This is a genomic window from Blautia aquisgranensis (assembly GCF_040096615.1).
In the GTDB taxonomy this organism is placed as follows: Bacteria; Bacillota; Clostridia; order Lachnospirales; family Lachnospiraceae; genus Blautia_A; species Blautia_A aquisgranensis.
Genome location: NZ_JBBMEJ010000010.1, coordinates 62,252 through 85,366, shown reverse-complemented (window position 1 = coordinate 85,366; position 23,115 = coordinate 62,252). Strand labels below are relative to the sequence as shown.

The window sequence follows — 23,115 nt, the reverse complement described above, 5'->3', positions numbered from 1 at the left end:
CAAAGACCTCCTAACGTCCAAGGATTGCTTCTGTCATCTTGATCACGCGTTTGTTTTCTTTGATGTCGTGAACACGGACAAAAGCACAGCCTTTCATGATTCCGATCACAGTTGTGGCAAGAGTTCCCTCTACACGCTGGTCAACCGGAAGGTCAAGAGCAAGACCAATCATGGATTTTCTGGAGGTACCAAGAAGTACCGGATAGCCAAGCTTCTGGAAAAGCTCCAGATTATCCATAGTCCTCAGATTCATCTCGTAGGTTTTTCCAAAGCCGACACCCGGATCAAGAATAATCTTATCGTCAGCAATACCTGCACGTTTGGCAATGTTGACACATTCCTGCGTTTCTGCAAGCATGTCCACAATGAAGTTATTGTAATCTGTATTGTCTTTATTGTGCATCAGACAGCACGGAGCCTGATATTTTGCAATAACAGGAGCCATCTCAGGATCATATTTCAGTCCCCAGATATCGTTGATAAGATCAGCACCATGTTTCAGGGATTCCTCCGCAACACAGCCCTTGTATGTATCCACAGAGATCGGGATATCAAAACGGCTCTTTACAGCCTCGATCACTGGCAGTACACGCTCGATCTCTTCCTGGGCACTTACCGGAGTATGTCCCGGACGGGTAGATTCGCCGCCGATATCCAGAATGTCCGCACCCTCTGCGATCATGGCCTCTGTGTGTTTCAGGGCATGGTCCATATCATTCCATTTGCCGCCGTCTGAAAAAGAGTCCGGTGTGACATTCAAGATACCCATGATATATGTTTTATTTTTTACATCAAATTCACGATTTCCGATTTTCATGGAAAAACCTCCTAATATTGGATCGTCATATTTTTTTTCACAGGAGCCCAGTAGCATTCCGGCTCCGACTTACAGGAAAAACAGTTTCTGGATCTTTTGTCTGCTGTATAGATCATTTTTCCCAGAAGAGACTGTTCCGTCTGTGCGCGGTGTCCACGGATCGCTGAGACAATAGCCTCTGTTTCTTCAGAGGAAAAGCCGATCTCTGAAAGAATCTGCTGGGCAATAACAGCACCGGCTTCATCATGAGGAGTACCATCCTCATATTGTCTGGCACGGCCGATATCATGAAGAAGAGCAGTACAGTAGATCATTTCTTTTGTGACAGAATATCCATGTTCAAGAGCTTCGATATAAGCAAGCCTTGCAACATCCAGAAAATGCTCCGGTGTATGTCTGCAGAATTCTCTGTCCTTTTCCAGAATCTGAAGCTTCTGAAGCTCTTGCTGGTATAAAGGATGGTTCCAGATCTGATTCACTCTGTCCATCAGTCTTTGACCATGGCGAGGAACTGTTTCTGAAGTTCCATGTTTTCTTTGAATTCACCACGGGTAACCGTGGTGATCGTCTTACTTCCCGGTTTTTTGATTCCACGCATGGTCATACAGGTATGTTCAGCCTCCAGCATGATCATGATGCCCTTCGGATCAAGAACTCTTTCCAGTGCATCTGCAATCTGAACGGTAAGGCGCTCCTGAATCTGAGGTCTTCTTGCATAAAGATCAACGGTGCGGGCCAGTTTGCTCAGTCCGGTAACTTTTCCGTTTGGAATATATGCGACATGGGCTTTTCCGTAAAAAGGCATCAGATGGTGCTCACACATGGAATAAAAAGTAATATCTTTTTCAAGAACCATTTCATTGTTTTCTACATGGAACTGTTTCTGAAGATATTCATCCGCCTCTTTGTCAAGTCCGCCGTAAATTTCCTCGCACATACGGGCGATGCGCTCAGGAGTACCCTGCAGACCTTCTCTGTCAACATCTTCACCGATTCCCTCGAGAAGAAGCTTGATTGCCTCTTCAACCTTTGCTTTGTCTACCATAAATAACAACCTCCATTTGTTAAATAAATCACAGCTTTCGGAGACTGTCTTTTTTATTTTTGAGCATAAAAAAAGATATCTCCAATTGTAATAGAACGTATGTCGAAAAAAGCCCTACACAATATGAGATATTCTCTTATATTGCTGCAACGGGTGCGAGCTTCATACCGTAAGACGTACTTTTCGTTCTGGCGACAACTCCCCATTCGCCAAACACTTGACGCATAAAGCCCTATTTTGCATATCATTCATTTCACGGACAAGTATATCATATACTGATATAATAAGAAAGAGAAAAAATGATAAAAAATTGTCAAAAAGTGCACAAAAAGAATGGGTATATTTTATAAATTTTGACGTGATTTCTATAGAATTTGAGATGAAAATATTCCCGGAACAAATACAATCTGTTCCGGGAAAGAAAAAATTACCGCTGTATCATTTTCATCAGATTTACGATACGGTCAAGCCTTGCTGCTTCAGCCGGACTTTTTCCGGCTTTGATCACATCGATGATCGTGGAAATCTCCTCAGAACTGAAATTTAATCCTGCATTTTTTCCCCGGGATGCTGCACTCATAATAAATGGCAGAAGCTCAGAGGGATTTTTTCCAAGTCCCTGATCTGCAAGATTTTGAAGCATGGCAAGCTTCCGGGAATCCATTTGGGACAGTTTTGGATCGTTTTTCCAGTCATCACTCATGGATTTTCACCTCCTGGAGGATCTTCGTTCATGATCTTCATCATCTGTATGGTGGCGATAAGACTTGTAATGTGATCGATTTGCCTGCGGCTTTCTCCGCCACAACATTTACGTATATCCTGAAGCATGGAAAGCGGATCTGTTCCCGAAACACCGGCCGCCTGCATATCGGCACGATTTTTTTGTCCATGAAAAAGTGCCATGGTGTTCATAAGCTCACGGGTTTTTGCATACACTGACAAGAACTGCTGTCCGGAAGCTGGCAGATATGGAACCATAGCTTTTATGATCTGATCCTGGTCACTTTCTACCAGTTCATCAAGAGCAGTTCTTGCGATAAAATCCTGTTCCATAAAAAAGTCCTTTTTCCTGAAATCTATGATTTTTTTGAAACAAATATGACAGAAATCTAGGTATTGCCATATTATAAAACAGGAGTGAAAGATTCCGAGATCCGCAGCATTTTATATAGAAAGAAAAATTTAAGGAGATCAGATATGGAAAAAGAAAAGAATCAGAAGCTTGTGATAGATGGAAATGCTTTTTATGAAATCGATCTGGATTGTATGGAGGAAAAGAAAAAAAAACTTCAGGCGAAGTCCCAAAAGTCATTTCCGAAAAAACGCCAGCAGAATATAGACAATAACAGGAAATAGAAGCAGATGGATCAAATTTTCGTAATTTTAAGAAAAGGGCCGCCACGATCTGGCAGCCCTTTTTTGAGCAGTTCAGAAATTTCAGCAGCAGTTATTGCATCCGCCCCAGCCATTATTTCCGCAGCAGAGCAGAAGAAGGATGATGATCCAGCAACTGTCATTACATCCATTGTTGCAGCCACAGGAATTGTTTCCGTTTCCGCAGCAGCACAGAAGACAGATGATCCAGAGAATGCAGGAGCAGGAATTTCCTCCATTATTAAAAGCAGGAAATCCGCCATTGCCACATCCACATCCATTGTTGCAGCCGCAGGAATTGCCGCATCCACAGCCAGAATCACATCCGCAATCATTTGCACATCCGCAGTTTGTAGCAGCTAAGTCACTCATCAATAAGTCCTCCGCAAATTTTGTTTTACACTTTCATAATACGGACATGAGTTGTCCCGGGTTACAAAAAAGTTGACAGCATTTATTCGTTACGATATAATAAACGCAATGTAACAATTTTGTAATTTTTTAGAAACAGAGCCGGTTATTTCGATATCTGTAAAAAAGAAATGGGGAAAATTATGAAAAACTTCAAAAATAAAAAATGGCTGAAAGGGCTTTTGCTGACTGCACTTTTGATCATGGGATGTACTTTTCTTCTGCATTCTGAAACAGAGGTTCAGGCTGCTACAGCCGGTTTTAAGACGATCAGCGGAAAAACCTATTACATAAAAAGTGACGGAAGTAAGCAGAAAGGCTGGCTGACATTAGGAAAATATAAGTATTATTTCAGTAAGACAACAGGAGTTCAGGTTAAAGGCTGGCTTAAGGTGAGTGGCAAGAAAACCTATTATTTCACAAGTAAAAAAGGCGTCATGGTAACTGGCTGGCTGACAGATTCCAAGAATCACAAACGATATTTTAATACGAAAACCGGTAAGCTGACGAGAGGCTGGATGACAGACAGTAAAGGTAATAAATATTACTTTACAAGTGGTGAAGGAGTAATGGCTACCGGCTGGATGACAAACAGCAAAGGACAGAAACGGTACTTCTACAGTAAATCTGGAGTAATGGCTACTGGATGGCTTAATAACACATCAAAAAAAATCACATATTATTTTGACAAAACCACCGGATTCATGAGTACCGGCCTGAAGACCATTGACGGCAAGAAATATTATTTTAAATCAAATGGAGCAATGGCTGTCAGCACAACTGTAACGGTCAGCGGTGTGACTTATACGATCGCTTCCGATGGTGTCGCGACTGTTAAGGGCAGCAGCACTTCACGTCCGAATCAGACGCTGAGTAATGGAAACATTAAAGTATATGATACCAAAAACAGCCGTTATTATACCATGGTCAAGGAATATAAGAGCCATTCGGGAATCGCCAATGGCAAGGTAACAGATGAAGCACTTCTGGCTGCCCTGTGCGAGTCAGAAGCGGGAAATCAGGGAAAGATCGGTATGGAAGCGGTAGCACTTTGCGTTCTGAACCGTACGATCAAATCTGATAAGGAATTTCCGTCAACGATCCGTGGCGTGATCTATGAGAGTATTCCGGGAACTACAACGGCACAGTATTCAGTAGTCCGTGACGGTGCACTGTTGAAACGCCTCAATGGAAATTTTGAGAACCGTACCCTTGCATATCAGGCTGCAAGAGAGGCTATGACTATTTTTAAAAATCATGTAAAAAATGGAAAACCTAGAACATTGAGTGGTTTTAAACAGAAAGATTTTAATTATATGTACTTCATGATGAACAGCTACTTCAAGAAACAGCCGCTGAATTTCAGCAAGGTGAAGTATGAAGTATATAAAGATCATACCTTTTTTGTAGACTGGGTATAAAATCCACAAAACATAAATAAGGAGAAAAAGAGAAAATGCAGGTAAAAATCTATACCGACGGTGCAGCTAGGGGAAACCCGGACGGACCAGGAGGATACGGAGCCATACTCCAGTATATTGACACCAAAGGACAGCTCCACGAGAGAGAGCTGTTCAGGGGTTATAAAAAAACTACCAACAATCGAATGGAGCTGATGGCTGCGATTGTTGCACTGGAGGCACTTACACGCCCCTGTCAGGTGGAGCTTTATTCCGATTCCAAATATCTGGTGGATGCTTTTAACCAGCACTGGATCGATTCCTGGCTGAAGAAGAACTGGAAACGTGGAAAAAACGAAGATGTCAAGAATCAGGATCTCTGGAAGCGGCTTCTGAAAGCAAAAGAACAGCACCAGGTAAGTTTTCACTGGGTGAAAGGCCATGCGGATAACCCGTTAAATGAACGTTGTGACCAGCTTGCAACTTCGGCCGCTGATGGAAGCGAGCTTTATACAGATGAAGGCCTAAATGGGTAATTTTGTCACTTTAAGTTGTCAAAGCACATCCAAAATTCCTTGACAAACAAAAAGGCAGTTTGTATACTTCATATAGTATAGTAAAAGGCTTGGAAGGGAAGAAGTAGCCTGAGGGAAACCTACAGAGAGCAGCCGGAAGGTGAGAGGCGCAGGGCAGAACTTTTGTGAATACATCCCGGAGCTGCGCACCGAAGTTTTTTGAGTAGGCTGCGACGGAATGGCGTCCGTTATCGTGCTGAAGTGATTTTATATCGTATTAGATAACAGGATATAGGCTCACTTGATGAGGCAGGAAATGCGAGTTTTCTGTAAATTTAGGTGGTAACACGGGACCCGGTTCTCGTCCTAAACGGACAGAAACCGGGCTTTTTTATATCGACTATACAGGAGGAAAGAATAATGACAGTTTGGGAAGAACTGAAAGCACGTGGCCTGATCGCGCAGGTTACAGACGAAGAAGAGATCAAGGATCTGGTTAACAACGGTAAGGCCACATTTTATATCGGCTTTGATCCTACCGCAGACAGCCTTCATGTTGGACACTTCATGGCTCTCTGCCTGATGAAGAGACTGCAGATGGCAGGCAACCGTCCGATCGCACTGTTAGGCGGTGGGACCGGAATGATCGGAGATCCATCCGGAAGAACAGATATGCGTCAGATGCTGACGAAAGAGACAATCCAGCACAATATCGACTGTTTCAAACAGCAGATGAGCCGTTTTATCGATTTTTCCGATGGAAAAGCACTTATGGTAAACAATGCTGACTGGCTTATGAATCTTAATTATGTAGAGCTTCTCCGTGAGGTAGGTGCTCACTTTTCCGTAAACCGTATGCTTACAGCTGAGTGTTACAAGCAGCGTATGGAGAGAGGCTTAAGCTTCCTGGAATTCAACTATATGATCATGCAGAGCTATGATTTCTACATGCTGTATCAGAAATACGGCTGTAATATGCAGTTCGGTGGAGACGATCAGTGGAGTAACATGCTTGGCGGTACAGAACTGATCCGTCGTAAACTTGGCAAGGACGCATATGCCATGACGATCACCCTGCTTCTCAATTCCGAGGGCAAAAAAATGGGAAAAACCCAGTCCGGTGCTGTATGGCTTGATCCGAATAAGACTTCTCCGTTTGATTTCTATCAGTACTGGAGAAATGTTGATGATGCAGACGTTATCAAATGTATGCGTCTTCTCACCTTCCTTCCGCTTGAGGAGATCGACGAGATGGCTAAATGGGAAGGCAGTGAGCTGAACAAGGCAAAAGAAGTTCTTGCTTACCAGCTTACCGAGCTTGTTCATGGTGAGGAAGAAGCCAAGAAAGCTCAGGAAGGTGCCCGTGCACTTTTCTCAGGAGTGGATACTTCTCATATGCCGACAACTGAGCTTGCAGAGGAAGATTTTAATGAAGAAGGAAAGATCGATCTGATCACACTTCTCGTAAAAGCTGAGCTTGTACCAAGCCGTTCTGAGGGTCGCCGTGCGATCCAGCAGGGTGGAGTATCTCTTGATGGAGAGAAGATCACAGATATCTACCACGCAGTTGAGAAAGATGCTTTCGCAGGCGAAGGAATCGTTCTTAAACGAGGTAAAAAGAAATTTAAAAAAATCTGTGTAAAATAGGAGGATAACAACATGAAAAAGTACGGAGTGAATGAGCTTCGTAAGATGTTCCTTGATTTTATGGAGAGCAAGGGACATCTTGTAATGAAAAGCTTTTCCCTGGTTCCACAGGGAGACAAGAGCCTTCTGCTGATCAATGCAGGTATGGCTCCGCTGAAACCATATTTTACAGGTGCTGAGAAACCGCCGAGAACAAGAGTTTCTACCTGCCAGAAATGTATCCGTACAGGTGACATCGAGAACGTAGGTAAGACTGCCCGCCATGGTACTTTCTTTGAGATGCTTGGTAACTTCTCTTTTGGAGATTACTTTAAGACAGAAGCAATTCACTGGTCATGGGAATTTCTTACAGAGGTAGTCGGACTTGATCCAAATCGTCTTTATCCGTCCATTTATCTGGATGATGATGAAGCATTTGCTATCTGGAACAAAGAAATCGGTATTCCGGAAGACCGTATTTTCCGTTTCGGAAAAGAAGACAACTTCTGGGAACACGGTGCAGGTCCATGTGGTCCATGTTCCGAGATCTACTATGACCGTGGTGAGAAATACGGCTGTGGCAAACCTGGCTGTACAGTAGGCTGTGACTGCGACCGTTATATGGAAGTATGGAACAACGTTTTCACACAGTTTGAGAACGACGGAAACGGAAATTACACTACACTGAAACAGAAAAACATTGATACAGGTATGGGACTTGAACGACTTGCTGTAATTGTTCAGGACGTAGATTCTATTTTTGATGTAGATACAATTTGTGCACTTCGTAATCTTGTATGCGAGATCGCACATAAAGAATATGAGAAAAATTATGCAGATGATGTTTCCATCCGTCTGATTACAGACCATATCCGTTCTGCAACATTTATGATCTCTGACGGAATCATGCCGACTAATGAGGGACGTGGATATGTTCTCCGCCGTCTGATCCGTCGCGCTGCCCGCCACGGACGTCTTCTTGGCATAGAGGGAACCTTCCTTGCCAGATTAAGTGAGCAGGTGATTGAGAGCTCCAAGTCAGGTTATCCGGAGCTTGAGGAGAAGAAGGAATTCATCTTCCGTGTTCTGACCAATGAGGAGAACCAGTTCAACAAGACGATCGACCAGGGACTTCGTATTCTCGCAGATATGGAAGAGAATATGAAGAAAGCAGGCGAGAAGACTCTTTCCGGAGACAATGCGTTCAAACTTTATGATACTTACGGATTCCCGCTTGATCTTACAAAGGAGATCCTTGAGGAGAAGGGCTACGGCATTGACGAGGATGGCTTCCAGAAGGCTATGGAAGAGCAGAGAGTCAAAGCCCGCAGCGCACGTGAAGTAACCAACTATATGGGGGCAGATGCAACCGTATACGATGAGATCGATGTGAATGTAACAACAGAATTTGTCGGATATGATCATCTCACATTTGATTCTAAAGTGACGGTTCTTACTACAGAGACAGAGATTGCAGACTCTCTTACAGAAGGACAGAAGGGAACTGTATTTGTAGAGCAGACTCCGTTCTATGCAACTATGGGTGGTCAGGAAGGTGATACCGGTGTGATCGAGACTGCAAACGGTAAATTTATCGTTGAGGACACCATCAAGCTTCGTGGCGGTAAATTCGGTCATGTTGGCCATATGGAATCCGGAATGATCTCCACAGGAGAGACTGTTTCCCTCAAAGTAAATGAAGAAGCAAGAAAAGATACTGAGAAGAACCACAGTGCAACACATCTTCTTCAGAAAGCACTCAAGACAGTTCTTGGTTCCCATGTAGAGCAAAAGGGCTCTCTTGTAACACCGGACAGACTTCGTTTTGACTTTACTCATTTCCAGGCTATGACAGCTGAGGAGATCCAGGCAGCAGAGGATCTTGTAAACAAGGAGATCCAGGCAGGCCTTGAGGTACGCACAGATATCATGGATGTAGAAGAGGCAAAGAAATCCGGAGCAATGGCTCTTTTCGGTGAGAAATACGACCAGAAGGTACGTGTGGTATCCATGGGAGACTTTTCCAAAGAGCTCTGCGGTGGTACACATGTAAAGAACACAAGCTCCATCTTGCTGTTCAAGATCGTTTCTGAATCCGGTATCGCAGCAGGTGTCCGCCGTATCGAGGCACTTACCGGCAAAGCAGTTATCGACTATTACAGAAAACAGGAAGAGCTTCTTCATGAAGCTGCAAAAGCTTTAAAGGCAAACACTTCAGAAGTAGTAGAAAAGATTGGTCATCTTCAGGCAGAGGTAAAAGCTCTTCAGAGCGAAAACGAATCCCTCAAGAGCAAAGCTGCACAGAGCGCACTTGGCGATGTTATGGACAAAGTCGCTGAAGTAAACGGTGTGAAGCTTCTGGCTGCAAAAGTTGACGGTGTGGATATGAACGGTCTCCGAGACCTTGGTGATAAGCTGAAAGAGCAGATTGGAGAGGGTGTTGTTCTTCTTGCTGCTGTAAACGGAGGAAAGGTAAACCTTCTCGCAATGGCAACAGATGCCGCACAGAAAGCAGGTGCTCATGCAGGTAACCTGATAAAAGCTGTGGCAGCTATCGTTGGCGGTGGCGGCGGTGGACGTCCGAACATGGCACAGGCCGGCGGCAAGAATCCGGAGAAAGCTCAGGAAGCCATGGACGCAGCAGCAGGTATCCTCGAAAAACAGCTTACAAAATAAGCAAAATATTCGAAACTTACATTTTTGACAAATTTTTCATAAAAATCGCGAAAAGTTGTTGACGAAACCTTGTGTTATGATATATAATAACAGTCGTGCAAGAAAAATACCCAGACAGTTGTATTTTAGCACAATCTACAACTGGAGGGAGGTTAGGTGTGAGTCTATGTCAAACGTTATCGTAAAAGAGAACGAGACTTTAGATAGCGCTCTTCGCAGATTCAAGAGAAGCTGTGCAAAGGCGGGAATCCAGCAGGAAATCCGTAAGAGAGAGCATTACGAGAAGCCAAGCGTTCGTCGTAAGAAAAAATCTGAAGCCGCAAGAAAACGTAAATATAATTAATTGTGCGCAAAAATCCCTGGCTGTGTAGTCAGGGATTTTTAATTAAAAGCGGACTTAAACAGTTTGACAAAAAAGGAAAAAGTATGAATTTAATTATCAAACCGTTACGATCACTGCTGAAATTGCTGTTTAATCGAATTTTTTATGTAGCCCTTGCCCTGATCGTACAGCTGGCGTGGCTGCTGATTGCATTATTCCGGCTGATGGAATACTCCAGATGGGTCACGATCGGGATGCAGATCATAGGAGCATTTGTTGTTCTGTGGATCGTAAACAGACAGATCAATCCTTATTATAAGCTGGCATGGACAATGCTGATCCTTGTTTTTCCGGTATTTGGTGTTTCTCTGTATCTTCTGTTTGGTAAATCACGACTGGGAACCGTAATGGAACAGCAATACCAGAAACTGATCGATGAGACCTCGGAATTTCTGGATGGTTCAGAATCTACCAGACAGCATCTGGAAGAAGATGACAGGTCCATGGCTTTGCAATCGGATTATATATGGCATTATTCGCGCTATCCCGTTCACGAAAATACTTCTGCCGAATATTTCCAGGTAGGCGATGACATGTTTCCGGTTCTTGTGCATGAACTGGAGCAGGCGAAGCATTTTATATTTATCGAATATTTCATTATTAATGACGGAGTCATGTGGCAGACGATCCTGAATATCCTCGAGCGAAAAGCAAAAGAGGGCGTGGATGTCCGGCTGATCTATGATGGATTTGGCTGTCTTACCACATTACCTTATAAATATTACGAGGAAATGCGTGAACGTGGGATCAAATGTCAGGTGTTCAATCCTTTCCGTCCGATCCTGAACATTATCCAGAATAACCGTGATCACCGGAAAATCTGTGTGATCGATGGCTGGACAGGTTTTACCGGCGGGATCAATCTCGCAGACGAATATATCAACCAGAGGAAACGGTTCGGTCACTGGAAGGATACGGCTGTAATGCTGAAAGGCGAAGGCGTCTGGAATATGACGGCTATGTTTCTGTATATGTGGGGAATTGTTTCCAGGACGGATACTTCGGCTGATTTTGGAGAATATGTACCTCACAAATGGCATCCGGAAGCATTCGAGGGAAATGGCTATGTACAGCCGTTTTGCGATTCCCCGCTGGACGATGAGGTCGTAGGAGAGAACGTCTACCTTAATATCATTAACCGGGCAAAAAGATATGTTTATATCTGTACGCCATATCTGATCATCGACAACGAGATGATGACCGCACTCTGCCTTGCGGCAAAAAGCGGCGTGGATGTCAGGATCATGACACCGGGAATTCCGGATAAAAAAATGGTTTTTCTTCTGACACAGTCTTATTATAAACAGCTTCTGGAGGCCGGAGTGAAGATCTATGAGTATCAGCCGGGTTTTCTCCATGCGAAATCCTTTGTCTGTGACGATAAGGTCGGCGTTGTGGGAACCATTAACCTGGATTATCGTAGTCTTTACCTTCATTTTGAAGATGGCGTGTGGATGTATAAGAATGATGTAGTCCTGGATATCCGCAATGATTTTCTGGAAACCCTGGACTACTGTAGCAGCGTCAGTCTGGAGTTCTGCCTGAAGAGAAACATTGCAGTACGGTTCATGCAGAATGTGCTGAGAGTTTTTGCACCATTACTGTAAAAACTCTTTGACAGACAACCGTAATTTCTGTATGATATATCAGACGGGAGCTCAACGAACTCCCGTCTGATATTGTCTGACAAAAAAATTACATAAAAATAAATAATAAATTTATTGGAGGAATCGATTTGAGCCAGAATAAAGAATCAGAGATCCAGCTTCAGTACATTGAGAAATGTAAAGAGCTCCTTTCAGAGAACAGTACACGATGTCCTACTTTCCACATTCAGAATGAAGGATGTCAGATGAATTCCATACAGACAGAATCCATTGCAGCCATCATGCAGAAGATGGGATATGAGATGGTAGATACCGAGGATGCGGATGCTGTTGTATTTAATACCTGCACAGTCCGCGAGAATGCCAACCAGAAGATTTACGGACATCTGGGCCATCTCAAGAGCATCAAGCGTAATCATCCGAATATGAAGATCGTACTGTTTGGCTGCATGATGCAGGAGCATCACGTAGTAGAAAAGATCCGCAAAGATTACAAATATGTCAATCTTGTATTCGGAACTCATAACATTCATAAATTCCCGGAGCTTTTTTACAGAGCCCTGCAGACAGATGACCAGATCATTGATATCTGGAAGGAATCCGATGAGATCGTAGAGGGAATGCCAACTTCACGTAAGTATCCGTTCAAGACCGGTGTCAGCGTTATGTTCGGCTGTAATAACTTCTGCAGCTACTGTATCGTGCCGTATGTACGTGGCCGTGAGAAGAGCCGTGAGCCGCAGGCAATCCTTCGCGAGATTGAGGAACTGGTTGCCGATGGTGTCACAGAGATCATGCTTCTTGGCCAGAACGTAAACTCCTATGGAAAAACACTGGAAACACCGGTGACATTCGCCCAGTTACTTAAAGAAGTGGAGAAGATCGACGGTCTGAAGAGGATCCGTTTCATGACTTCCCATCCGAAGGATCTTTCAGATGAGCTGATCCAGACAATGGCTGAAAGCCAGAAGATCTGCCATCACCTGCATCTTCCTCTGCAGTCCGGAAGCAGCAGAGTCTTAAAAGAGATGAACCGCCGTTATGATAAAGAGAAATACCTTGAGCTTGTAGAGAATATCCGAAAGGCCATTCCGGATATTTCCCTGACAACAGATATCATGGTAGGTTTCCCGGGTGAGACAGAAGAGGACTTCCAGGAAACTTTGGATGTTGTAAGAAAAGCCAACTACGATACAGCATTTACCTTTATCTATTCTAGACGAAGCGGAACACCAGCAGCAGGAATGGAGAATCAGGTACCGGAAGACATTGTGAAAGACCGTTTCAGCCGTCTGCTTGCCCTGGTACAGGAGAAGGGACGCGAAAATTCAGCGCGTTTTACAGGAACAGTACAGGAGATTCTGGTGGAAGATGAGAACCGTGAGAAGGGAACACTTACAGGGCGTACCCAGCACAACCTGCTTGTACATTTCCCGGGAGATAAAGAGCTTATCGGCAAATATGTCAATGTAAGCCTGGATACCTGCAAAGGATTTTATTACTTCGGCCATATGGTAGAGGAATAAGAACAGAAAATAAAAAAAGAGGAGACTGACCATATACGGATCAGTCTCCTTTTTTTATTTGCCTTTTTTATTTGACATCTGGTTAAACACCATAAACTTCTTTGTTGTATTTATCAATCTCGTCATCAATGATCGGGTCCACATGCTTATACAGGCATCCCGGACCGCCATAAGTGATACACGGGATGAAATGACCACCAGGGCCATAGCTCTGGCAGGCTCTTCTTACTTCCTTGCGGATTTCTTCTTCTGTGGAATCAGCGCGGTCAACGATGGCAGCATCAATACCGCCCATCAGAGTCATTCTGCCGTTCAGTTGTTTCTGAAGCTTCGGAATATCATTTTCCGGCAAAGCTCCCTGCCATATATCAATGCCAAGATCTACCATATCTTCAATGATCGGCTCCAGGAAAGAATCAGCGTGATGCATGACGATCACACCATGATCCTTCATGTATTTATAGGTTTTTGCATACTGTGGCTTGATAAATTCACGCCAGGTTTCCGGGCTGATAAAGAGAGAATGCTTGGAGCCCCAGTCATCATGGGACAGCATTACATCCGGTTTGATATAATCAACGATCAGCTTCATATACTGGAAACGGTATTCGCCGATGGCATTACAGAGATCCATCATATCTTCCGGTTCCAGAAGATAATTCATCAGCATATCCTCGAAGCCCATAAGAAAATGAAGTCTTTCGAATACACCGGTAGGCATGAAGGCCATAACAAGGTCACCGTTTGCGCGGATTTCATCAGCCTTTTTGATAAAAGGCTCCCAGAGAGCAGGATCGGAGCAGTTTGCCTGAAGATCCGGCATCACAAGCTGTTCCTTCCATTCGGTGATGTCGCTGATCACCTTGTTTTTGTCAGTAACATGTGGCATGGCAGCAACCTGATTTGCAGGCCACAGGATTTCAGTACCAAAACGGTCGATCAGAGGATCCATACCCGGATGACGGTTGCCACGAATATAGGATGCTGCTGGGTTAGGCGGATAAAAAACAGCACCTTCATATTGTTTTACAAGACGATCCGGTTTTCCGTCCGGTTTGATCGTTTCCAGAAAATTCTCTTTTGCTGATAACATAAACAATTCCTCCTTTATAAAAACGTCTTAAAATTTATGTCTTATGTTTAACATCCTGTTAAATATCAATTTTTTCTTGCATCAATCTCTGACTGATAAAAAGCAACCTTATCCTTGGTGATCCGGAATCCTACAAGAAGAAGGATCATTCCCACAAGGCAGAAGATAGCAGGAACCAGTGCGAAAGCAATGGTCATTCCCTGGCGTGCTGCGCCTTCCAGGACAACACCGGATTTCCAGCCTACTGCGACCAGGCAGGCACTTAAGATAGTTCCTCGAAGGAAAACAGCAACCTTAAGTGGAAGATTCTGAAGTCCCATGATCCATCCGGAAGCATCCTTACCGCTTTTCCATGTGGCATAGACAACCGTATCTGCATACAGAGCAGGAGAAGCTGCAAAAGCCATTCCATAAAATACCTGTGCCAGAGTCATAAGACCGATAACTGTATAGGCATTTCCATAGAAAAGATAGATCATAAACAATGCTGCCGCCATACCGCCGTAAGCCACGATCATGGTTGTACGAGAAGAAAGTGCTTTTGCGATAAAACGCATGGTAAATGCTCCGATGATCGCACCGAGAGAGATACAGAAGGTATAAGTCACCATTAATCCCGGATTTCCCATGGCATCGCGGAAATAGTAGATTGCAGATGCGGCAGTTACGAATTTTACACACCATTTAGCCAGGTCAGCCAGCATCAGGACCATAAGAGGTGGATTCTGGAAAAGAGAAGCAAACATTTCCGGAATGGAAACCTTGGTCTTGTCATTTGCTTTTCCTGTAGCTGCTGTTTCGATCTCTTCATATCCTTCGGTCATTTTGAAATGTGCAAAATAGGTGACTACCATAAGTACGCCCAGACAGAACGCGGCAGCTGCAAATTTGTTTTTCTCGCCTACGTAGCCTGCCAGCAGTGTTGCAAAAGGAAGTCCCAGATAGGAGAACAGAAGTCCGCCTACATTATTCCAGGTTGCACGGGAAGAAGCAAGAATTGCTCTTTCCTCAGGAGTTTTTCCTACAACGCTGATCAGTGTTGCGTTTGCAACATAACTGAAATTCCATACAACGTGTGAAGAAATGGATGCGATAATGATCACGATTGCGGATAAGATCTCGTTATCACTGATGCGGATGAACATGAATGCGTACAGGAACGGGACCATCCACGGAACCAGGATCAGCCAGGAACGGTAGCGTCCCCATTTTTTTGCTTTCGTGCCGTTGATAATTCCTCCGTACAGCCAGGAAAGACAGGCATCTACAATAGTAAAAACAGAATTGATCACACCTGCGATTCCGGCACTGAACTGAGCCAGGTCAGTAAGGAATGTCATAAAGTAAAAAGTTTCGATATTACTCATCAGGACAAAGCCTGCGTCTCCGACTCCGAAAAAGTACTTCAGTGCGTTGCTGAGACCTTTTTTGCGTCCGGTTTCTTTTTTTTCATTTCCCATAAAAATCCCCCCTGTTATCCAAAAAAACAGTTTCCGGTTTCATAATAAAGCACATAAAGCACGTCGCGAGTACTTGCGGATCACTTTCCCGTGATCCTGGATTTCTTTTGATGGGACAAGTATACAGCAGAATAAATGGTCCGTAAATCCGCAGAGGGTTTCATTTTTTATGAATGTATTCAGACGTTTTGTACAATCAGAGATGTAAACTTATACAAAAAACAATACTGTATTTCATAAATATTTATGTTATAATTGTACAAATGATCGAAATGACAGGAAGTAAAAGGAGAAAAAATGCACAATAACAGTAATGATTATGACAATATATCCGAAAGGTTTCTTTTGAATGGCCAGATTCTAATTGACGAATTTGCGGATTCTTTTGCAGAGACTGCCCTGTTTGGAAGAGAAGATCCTTACCGGCTGACAGGTGTCCGTTTGTTTCAGAAAGAAATCACTTTATCCGAAAATTATATTTATCTTGCGACTGCCTCACAGGTTACAGAAGAATTCTGTCATTATGAAAACAGAACGTTTCTTATTGCAGGACAGACAGACTATCACAATTTTCATGAAAGCTGTGTTGTACTTATGGTAGGTCGGCAGGAACAGTTTGCCGGAATCATGAATTCTGCACAGCAGGTCTTTGAGAAATACAGAGAATGGGACAGAAAGCTGCAGCTTTCCCTGAATAGTGAAGCGCCTCTGGACAATATGCTGGAAGCAAGTGTTCCCATATTTAAGAATCCTCTTTTTGCTCATGATACGAATTTCTATATTCTGGCCTGTCCTTACAGAACAGGTCCCATGTCTGTATGGGAGAGAGACTCCAGAACCGGAAGGATGATGGTTCCTCTGAATCTGATCCATGAGTTTAAAGTGGATCTGGAATACTTAAGAACACTTTCCACAAAAGGACCTGATATTTACAATGAGGATCTCAGGGGGTATCGCATCCTGTATAGGAATCTCTGGGTAAATGGAAGCTATGAGGGGCGGCTGTGCGTAAATGAGATCCAGACCGCGTTTCATCCTGGGAATTTTGCGGCATTACAGTATCTTGGTAATTTTATTGAGCTTTGCATTCAGCACCACAATCTGTTTCATCTGAATCTGGGAACAGATACCCGACGCTTTTTTACGGATTTTCTGGATGGAAAGATCTCAGATCCGGCCAAGGTTCAGGACTTTCTGTATTTTCTTAACTGGAACAGAACGGACCGTTATCTCTGCCTGCGGCTGGAGGCAGAACAGCTGGATGAAAAAATGCATTCCTCGGTTGCAACACTGGGACATATTGAATCCCAGATTCCGGAAGGCAGGGCCTTTATCTATCAGCAGGGAATCGTGGTGATCGTCAATCTTTCTTTTGAGAATTCCAGTGTTGCTCAGGTGATCAGCGGACTGGCGATTATTTTAAGAGAAGGACTATTTAAAATGGGGGCAAGTGCAGAACTTGCAGATTTTTTTCAGCTTCCCCAGGGGTATTTTCAGGCAAAAACAGCGCTTTATCTTGGCGAAAAATACGACAGCATGATCTGGTGTCACCGCTTTGACGAATATTTTCTGGAATACATTCTGGAAGAAGCGGGTGAAAATCTTTCGCCGAAGCTTTTGTGTTCCCATGCTCTGCATGTGCTGAAGGATTATGACAGCAAAAATAATACGGAGCTGTATAAAACCCTGAAGATCTATCTCAAGCTGGAACGAAATGCACTTCAGACAGCAAAAGCTCTTTTCATACACAGAAGTTCTCTTTTCTACAGGATAGAGAGGATCACCCAATTGACAAAGATCAATCTTGACGATCCCAAAGAACGGCTGATCCTTCAGCTGTCCTATTGTCTGATGGAAGGTACAAAAACTTTTTCCTGACAGGTATTGACAAATACCCCATGAGGGTATATATTGTTCCATGTAAAGCGAATACCCCATGAGGGTATTTTGAAAGAGAAAGGAGTGACAGCCTGTGACTGAAAAAAAAGCCTGTCCCTGCTGCAGTGAGAAACACACTGTACGTTCCGAGGAGGAGAAGAAGAAGCTGATCAACCGTCTGAAACGTATTGAAGGACAGATCAGGGGCATCATAGGAATGATGGAGAATGATGCTTACTGCAACGATATCCTGATCCAGTCCGCAGCGGTCAATGCCGCAGTCAATGCTTTTAATAAAGAGCTGCTTGCCACCCATATCCGTACCTGCGTTGCCAGAGATATCCGGGAAGGTAAGGACGAGACGATCGATGAGCTTGTAGCAACCCTCCAGAAGCTGATGAAATAGGGATAATATATTTTAGGAGGATATTAAGAGAGAATGGAACAATATAACGTAACTGGTATGAGCTGTGCAGCCTGCTCTGCCCGGGTAGAAAAAGCCGTATCCAAAGTTCCCGGTGTGGCCAGCTGTTCGGTGAGCCTTCTTACCAACTCCATGGGAGTGGAGGGAAGCGCATCTGCACAGGACATCATAAAGGCAGTGGAAGCGGCAGGCTACGGAGCTTCCCTGAAAGGTGCCGCCGGCGAAAAAATTTCCATGTCAGCGGCCGAGGAAGCACTGGAAGATCATGAGACACCTGTTTTGAAAAGGCGTCTTATTGCATCAGTAGGTTTTTTGCTTGTTCTGATGTACTTTTCCATGGGACATATGATGTGGGGATGGCCGTTGCCGAAATGGTTTGATGATAATCATGTAGCCATGGGACTGGTACAGCTGCTTCTTGCAGGAATTATCATGGTGATCAACCAGAAATTCTTTATCAGCGGTTTTAAGAGTCTCTGGCATCGTTCCCCGAACATGGATACCCTGGTAGCACTTGGCTCCATGGCATCCTTTGTATGGAGTGTTTATGCACTGTTTGCCATGACGAGAGCACAGGTAGATGGAGATTCTGCAGCAGTCATGAATTACATGATGGATTTCTATTTTGAATCCGCAGCCATGATCCTGACACTGATCACTGTAGGAAAAATGCTGGAAGCCCGCTCAAAGGGTAAGACCACCGATGCCCTGAAAAGCCTGATGAAGCTGGCACCGAAAACAGCAGTTGTAGTACGAAACGGGCAGGAACTTAACGTCCCTATTGAACAGGTACAGAAAGGTGAGATCTTTGTTGTACGTCCGGGTGAGAACATTCCTGTGGATGGTGTGATCCTGGAAGGTACTACCGCAGTCAATGAATCTGCACTGACCGGTGAGAGTATTCCGGTAGATAAAGAAACCGGAGATATGGTTTCCGCGGCAACAGTCAACCAGTCTGGATTCATTAAATGTGAAGCTACCCGTGTGGGAGAGGATACCACACTTTCCCAGATCATAAAAATGGTCAGTGATGCAGCCGCTACAAAAGCTCCTATTGCCAAGATTGCAGACCGTGTTTCCGGAGTGTTCGTTCCGGCCGTAATTACCATTGCCGTGATCACGACGATCATTTGGCTTCTGGTCGGACAGAGCTTTGGTTATGCGCTGGCAAGAGGCATTTCTGTTCTGGTTATCAGCTGCCCGTGTGCACTTGGTCTTGCAACGCCGGTTGCTATTATGGTAGGAAACGGTATGGGCGCCAAAAACGGAATCCTCTTTAAAACAGCGGTTTCCCTTGAAGAAGCGGGAAAAGTCCAGATCGTTGCGCTGGATAAAACAGGAACGATCACAAGCGGTCAGCCGGAAGTGACAGATATTCTGCCTGCACAGAGCATTATAGAGAAAGAACTTCTCACACTTGCCTGTGCCCTGGAGAAAAAAAGCGAGCATCCCCTTGCAAAAGCTGTTCTGAAAAAAGCCGAGGAAGAGAAGCTGGTTCCGGAAGAGGTTACCGGATTCCAGGCACTTCCGGGTAACGGTCTTTCAGCAGTGCTTGGAAATGACACGCTGACAGGCGGAAGTATGAAATTTATCAGCAGCCAGACCCGTGTTCCGTCAGATCTTCAGGCAAAAGCCGAAGCACTTGCGGAACAGGGAAAAACGCCGCTTCTTTTTACCAGAAACGGAAAGCTTCTGGGAATCATCGCAGTGGCAGATGTGATCAAGGAGGACAGCCCGCGTGCGGTAAAAGAGCTTCAGAATATGGGAATCCGTGTGGTGATGCTGACCGGTGATAATGAGCGGACAGCAAGAGCTATCGGGGCGCAGGCTGGCGTTGACGATGTGATCGCAGGAGTTCTTCCTGACGGAAAGGAGAGCGTGATCCGCTCACTGAAAGAACAGGGTAAGGTTGCCATGGTAGGCGATGGTATCAACGATGCACCTGCACTTACAAGGGCAGATATCGGAATCGCCATCGGAGCAGGAACAGACATTGCCATTGATGCGGCCGATGTTGTTCTGATGAAGAGTCGCTTAAGTGATGTTCCGGCTGCAGTTCGTCTGAGCCGTGCCACACTTCGGAATATCCACGAGAATCTTTTCTGGGCATTTTTCTACAATGTGATCGGTATTCCCCTAGCAGCAGGTGTATGGATCCCGATCTTCGGCTGGACACTGAATCCGATGTTCGGTGCTGCGGCAATGAGTCTGTCAAGCTTCTGTGTGGTAACCAATGCACTTCGACTGAATCTGTTCAAGGTTCACAGCACAGCCCGTGATAAGGCACTGAAAAATCCGGTAGCTTTAAACATCAGTCATGATGAAAATAAAGAAAATAAAAAACAGGAAAAGGAGACAAAAACTATGGTAAAAGTAACAGTTAATGTAGAAGGAATGATGTGCGGTCACTGTGAGGCACATGTAAACAAAGCAATCCAGGCAGCTTTTGGTGCTGAGGATGTGGTATCTTCCCACGAGAGCGGAACAACCGTATTCACTGCACCGGAGAAGGTTAATGAGGCCAGGGTTGAAGAAGTGATCAAAGAAGCCGGCTACGAGTTCAAAGGCATCACACAGGAATAAGTGAATCCCAATCCCTTTAATAAATTTTTTGTAAAGAAGCAGCTCTGTGTAAAAAGCAGGGCTGTTTCTTTATGTATAAAAATCCGGTTCCGGAAATATACTAAATCAAAAAATAACAGGCTGTTAAATAACCCTTTTACATGAAACTCATTGGATGAGAGGAAAGGAAGGATGTTTTTTGAAGAAAGAAACCAAAAAGCTGATAACCTGTATAGCAGTGCCGTTGGCTACAGGTGCAGTTTCGGGATTTTTTACAAGAAATGGAATGAAGGTATTTGCCAGGCTTGACAAACCACCTTTATCTCCGCCGGGATGGTTGTTCCTTGTTGTGTGGACGATCTTGTTTATCATGATGGGAACTGCATCCTGGCTGGTCGCGTCCAGACCGGAAAGCAAAGCCAGAAACCAGGCACTTACTTTATATGGGATTCAGCTTGCGGTAAACTTTTTATGGCCGTTTTTCTTTTTTGGTGCCGGCTGGTATACATTTGCCTTGTTGTGGCTGCTTCTTCTGTGGGGACTGGTATATTGGTGTATTCGTGTATTTGCAGGATTTTCCAAAAAAGCTGTCTATCTGATGATTCCGTATATTATATGGCTGACGTTTGCCGGATATCTGAATCTTTTTATTGCACTGTGGAATTAGAAAAAGCAGAAATCTTTTATAAATATGGCTAATATCCTTATGATTTATTTTGAAAAAGACGAAATATCCTCTGAATTAATTGTTATTTTTCTGTACCGTATGCTATACTGAAAAACGATTATGGATGTACGAAAAATAAAGAATCGTTAAACTATGGAAGCAGAGAGGAGCACATTATGAGCGGATTTTTTGGAGTAGCATCAAAAGAAGACTGCGTACTGGAACTTTTTTACGGAGTAGATTATCACTCCCATCTGGGAACACGTCGTGGCGGAATGGCAGTTTACGGTGAAAATGGATTCGACCGTGCCATTCACAACATTGAGAACACACCTTTCCGTACGAAATTTGACGGCGATGTAGGTTCCATGAAAGGAAATATGGGAATCGGATGTATTTCTGATTATGAACCGCAGCCACTTCTTTTCAGCTCCCGGATCGGAAGCTTTGCCCTCACATTTGTGGGAAAGATTAACAATTATGATGAGCTTTTACAGAGAATGTATGACACTACTAAGGTACATTTCCAGGAAATGACAAACGGAACCGTCAATGTAACAGAACTCATCGCTGCCCTGATCTGTGAAAAAGACAATTTCGTGGAAGGTATCCAGTATGTGCAGGGTCTGATCGATGGCTCCATGACACTGCTTCTTATGACGCAAGACGGAATCTATGCTGCCCGTGACAAGATGGGACGTACCCCTGTGGAGATCGGCCATAAAGAAGGCTCGTACTGCCTCTCCTTCGAGAGTCATGCGTACATTAATTTGGGATATGAGGACTATAAAGAGCTGGGACCTGGTGAGATCGTTTTTGTTACAGCAGATGGCGTAAAAACGCTGGTAGAGCCCGGAAAGAAAATGAAGATCTGTTCCTTCCTCTGGGTATATTACGGCTATCCCACTGCAGCCTATGAAGGCGTTAATGTAGAGGAAATGCGCTACCGCTGTGGAAGCATGCTTGCAAAAAGAGATGGCGATTCTGTTCATCCGGATATTGTAGCCGGTGTTCCGGATTCCGGTATCGCTCATGCTATCGGTTATGCTAATGAATCCGGAATTCCTTACGCAAGACCGTTTATCAAATATACACCGACCTGGCCAAGATCCTTCATGCCCACCAATCAGAACCAGAGAAATCTGATCGCACGTATGAAGCTGATCCCTGTTCGTGCCCTTATCAAAGGAAAAAAACTTCTGCTCATCGATGATTCCATCGTCCGTGGAACACAGCTTCGTGAGACAACGGAATTCCTGTATCGCAGCGGCGCGAAGGAAGTCCATGTACGTCCGGCCTGCCCGCCGATCATGTACGGCTGCAAATACCTGAATTTCTCCCGTTCAAAATCTGAGATGGAGCTGATCGCGCGCCAGGTGATTGAAAAGAGAGAGGGTCCGAACTGCCCACAGGAGATCCTGGATGAATATGCAGATCCACATACTGAGAGATATGAGCAGATGGTACAGGATATCTGTAAGATGCAGAACTTTACCACCCTCCGTTATCACAGACTGGATGATCTTCTGGAGTCTATTGGTATCGATCCATGTAATGTATGTACATACTGTTTTAACGGAAAAGAATAAAACGGTGCCGCAAACTTCCCGTTGCATTTCATTTTCTGACAGCTTATAATAAAACCATAA

At 44.3% G+C, this 23,115-nt stretch carries 21 protein-coding genes, 1 riboswitch and 1 other annotated feature; of the genes, 13 read left to right on the top strand and 8 right to left on the bottom strand.

The window, feature by feature from the left end:
- Window positions 1-10: 10 nt before the first annotated feature.
- From folP to WMO28_RS09660, 5 genes are all read right to left on the bottom strand, one after another.
- Complete coding sequence (gene folP, locus WMO28_RS09680) at window positions 11-817, bottom strand: dihydropteroate synthase (RefSeq protein ID WP_178645336.1); 807 nt, start codon at window positions 815-817, stop codon at window positions 11-13.
- Window positions 818-828: 11 nt separating this feature from the next.
- Entirely contained in the window at window positions 829-1,305 is a 477-nt protein-coding gene (locus WMO28_RS09675) for an HD domain-containing protein (protein WP_178645337.1), read from the bottom strand.
- Window positions 1,305-1,862, bottom strand: coding sequence for a GTP cyclohydrolase I FolE (gene folE, locus WMO28_RS09670; protein ID WP_178645338.1), 558 nt, complete (start codon window positions 1,860-1,862; stop codon window positions 1,305-1,307). The genes WMO28_RS09675 and folE overlap by 1 nt, the downstream gene beginning before the upstream one ends.
- A gap of 145 nt (window positions 1,863-2,007) precedes the next feature.
- Window positions 2,008-2,104: riboswitch (THF riboswitch) on the bottom strand.
- Between the two features lie 185 nt (window positions 2,105-2,289).
- Window positions 2,290-2,565, bottom strand: a complete 276-nt coding sequence (locus tag WMO28_RS09665; RefSeq protein ID WP_349056824.1) for a hypothetical protein — start codon at window positions 2,563-2,565, stop codon at window positions 2,290-2,292.
- The gene (locus WMO28_RS09660) at window positions 2,562-2,918 is read right to left on the bottom strand and encodes a hypothetical protein (protein ID WP_349056823.1); all 357 of its coding nucleotides are present in this window, start codon (window positions 2,916-2,918) and stop codon (window positions 2,562-2,564) included. The genes WMO28_RS09665 and WMO28_RS09660 overlap by 4 nt, the downstream gene beginning before the upstream one ends.
- A gap of 144 nt (window positions 2,919-3,062) precedes the next feature.
- On the opposite strand from WMO28_RS09660, the gene WMO28_RS09655 reads away from it, so the two are divergent.
- The gene (locus WMO28_RS09655) at window positions 3,063-3,221 is read left to right on the top strand and encodes a hypothetical protein (protein ID WP_178643608.1); all 159 of its coding nucleotides are present in this window, start codon (window positions 3,063-3,065) and stop codon (window positions 3,219-3,221) included.
- An 81-nt stretch (window positions 3,222-3,302) separates the two neighbouring features.
- On the opposite strand, the gene WMO28_RS09650 is transcribed toward WMO28_RS09655, so the two are convergent.
- Window positions 3,303-3,611 (bottom strand): hypothetical protein, encoded by a 309-nt coding sequence (locus WMO28_RS09650; RefSeq protein WP_349056822.1) that lies wholly within the window; start codon window positions 3,609-3,611, stop codon window positions 3,303-3,305.
- A gap of 182 nt (window positions 3,612-3,793) precedes the next feature.
- Between WMO28_RS09650 and WMO28_RS09645 the strand changes: the two genes are divergently transcribed.
- The 7 genes from WMO28_RS09645 to miaB all read left to right on the top strand — a co-directional run bounded on the left by WMO28_RS09645 (window position 3,794) and on the right by miaB (window position 13,382).
- The gene (locus WMO28_RS09645; protein WP_349056821.1) at window positions 3,794-5,071 is read left to right on the top strand and encodes a cell wall hydrolase; all 1,278 of its coding nucleotides are present in this window, start codon (window positions 3,794-3,796) and stop codon (window positions 5,069-5,071) included.
- Between the two features lie 35 nt (window positions 5,072-5,106).
- The gene (gene rnhA, locus WMO28_RS09640; protein ID WP_349056820.1) at window positions 5,107-5,586 is read left to right on the top strand and encodes a ribonuclease HI; all 480 of its coding nucleotides are present in this window, start codon (window positions 5,107-5,109) and stop codon (window positions 5,584-5,586) included.
- 81 nt (window positions 5,587-5,667) lie between these two features.
- Window positions 5,668-5,937, top strand: a binding site (T-box leader).
- A gap of 48 nt (window positions 5,938-5,985) precedes the next feature.
- Window positions 5,986-7,212, top strand: coding sequence for a tyrosine--tRNA ligase (tyrS, locus tag WMO28_RS09635; RefSeq protein WP_349056819.1), 1,227 nt, complete (start codon window positions 5,986-5,988; stop codon window positions 7,210-7,212).
- A 12-nt stretch (window positions 7,213-7,224) separates the two neighbouring features.
- Window positions 7,225-9,867, top strand: coding sequence for an alanine--tRNA ligase (gene alaS / locus WMO28_RS09630; RefSeq protein WP_349056818.1), 2,643 nt, complete (start codon window positions 7,225-7,227; stop codon window positions 9,865-9,867).
- A gap of 166 nt (window positions 9,868-10,033) precedes the next feature.
- Window positions 10,034-10,210 carry a 30S ribosomal protein S21 gene (gene rpsU / locus WMO28_RS09625; protein ID WP_004222305.1) on the top strand — a complete coding sequence of 59 codons (177 nt, stop codon included), beginning with the start codon at window positions 10,034-10,036 and terminating at the stop codon, window positions 10,208-10,210.
- Between the two features lie 83 nt (window positions 10,211-10,293).
- Window positions 10,294-11,856, top strand: coding sequence for a cardiolipin synthase (cls, locus tag WMO28_RS09620; protein ID WP_349056817.1), 1,563 nt, complete (start codon window positions 10,294-10,296; stop codon window positions 11,854-11,856).
- Between the two features lie 128 nt (window positions 11,857-11,984).
- On the top strand, window positions 11,985-13,382 hold the full coding sequence (miaB, locus tag WMO28_RS09615) for a tRNA (N6-isopentenyl adenosine(37)-C2)-methylthiotransferase MiaB (RefSeq protein ID WP_349056816.1): 1,398 nt from the start codon (window positions 11,985-11,987) through the stop codon (window positions 13,380-13,382).
- An 82-nt stretch (window positions 13,383-13,464) separates the two neighbouring features.
- On the opposite strand, the gene WMO28_RS09610 is transcribed toward miaB, so the two are convergent.
- Both WMO28_RS09610 and WMO28_RS09605 read right to left on the bottom strand, forming a co-directional pair.
- The gene (locus WMO28_RS09610) at window positions 13,465-14,475 is read right to left on the bottom strand and encodes a uroporphyrinogen decarboxylase family protein (RefSeq protein WP_119240025.1); all 1,011 of its coding nucleotides are present in this window, start codon (window positions 14,473-14,475) and stop codon (window positions 13,465-13,467) included.
- Window positions 14,476-14,540: 65 nt separating this feature from the next.
- Window positions 14,541-15,935 (bottom strand): MFS transporter, encoded by a 1,395-nt coding sequence (locus tag WMO28_RS09605; protein WP_349056814.1) that lies wholly within the window; start codon window positions 15,933-15,935, stop codon window positions 14,541-14,543.
- 297 nt (window positions 15,936-16,232) lie between these two features.
- Between WMO28_RS09605 and WMO28_RS09600 the strand changes: the two genes are divergently transcribed.
- The 5 genes from WMO28_RS09600 (at window position 16,233) to WMO28_RS09580 (ending at window position 23,055) form a co-directional block, all read left to right on the top strand.
- Entirely contained in the window at window positions 16,233-17,813 is a 1,581-nt protein-coding gene (locus WMO28_RS09600) for a PucR family transcriptional regulator (RefSeq protein ID WP_349056812.1), read from the top strand.
- A gap of 94 nt (window positions 17,814-17,907) precedes the next feature.
- The gene (locus WMO28_RS09595; protein ID WP_178642606.1) at window positions 17,908-18,219 is read left to right on the top strand and encodes a metal-sensing transcriptional repressor; all 312 of its coding nucleotides are present in this window, start codon (window positions 17,908-17,910) and stop codon (window positions 18,217-18,219) included.
- A 33-nt stretch (window positions 18,220-18,252) separates the two neighbouring features.
- The gene (locus WMO28_RS09590) at window positions 18,253-20,820 is read left to right on the top strand and encodes a heavy metal translocating P-type ATPase (RefSeq protein ID WP_349056811.1); all 2,568 of its coding nucleotides are present in this window, start codon (window positions 18,253-18,255) and stop codon (window positions 20,818-20,820) included.
- Between the two features lie 178 nt (window positions 20,821-20,998).
- Window positions 20,999-21,466, top strand: coding sequence for a TspO/MBR family protein (locus WMO28_RS09585; protein WP_349056810.1), 468 nt, complete (start codon window positions 20,999-21,001; stop codon window positions 21,464-21,466).
- A gap of 176 nt (window positions 21,467-21,642) precedes the next feature.
- The gene (locus tag WMO28_RS09580) at window positions 21,643-23,055 is read left to right on the top strand and encodes an amidophosphoribosyltransferase (RefSeq protein ID WP_349056809.1); all 1,413 of its coding nucleotides are present in this window, start codon (window positions 21,643-21,645) and stop codon (window positions 23,053-23,055) included.
- Window positions 23,056-23,115 lie beyond the last annotated feature (60 nt).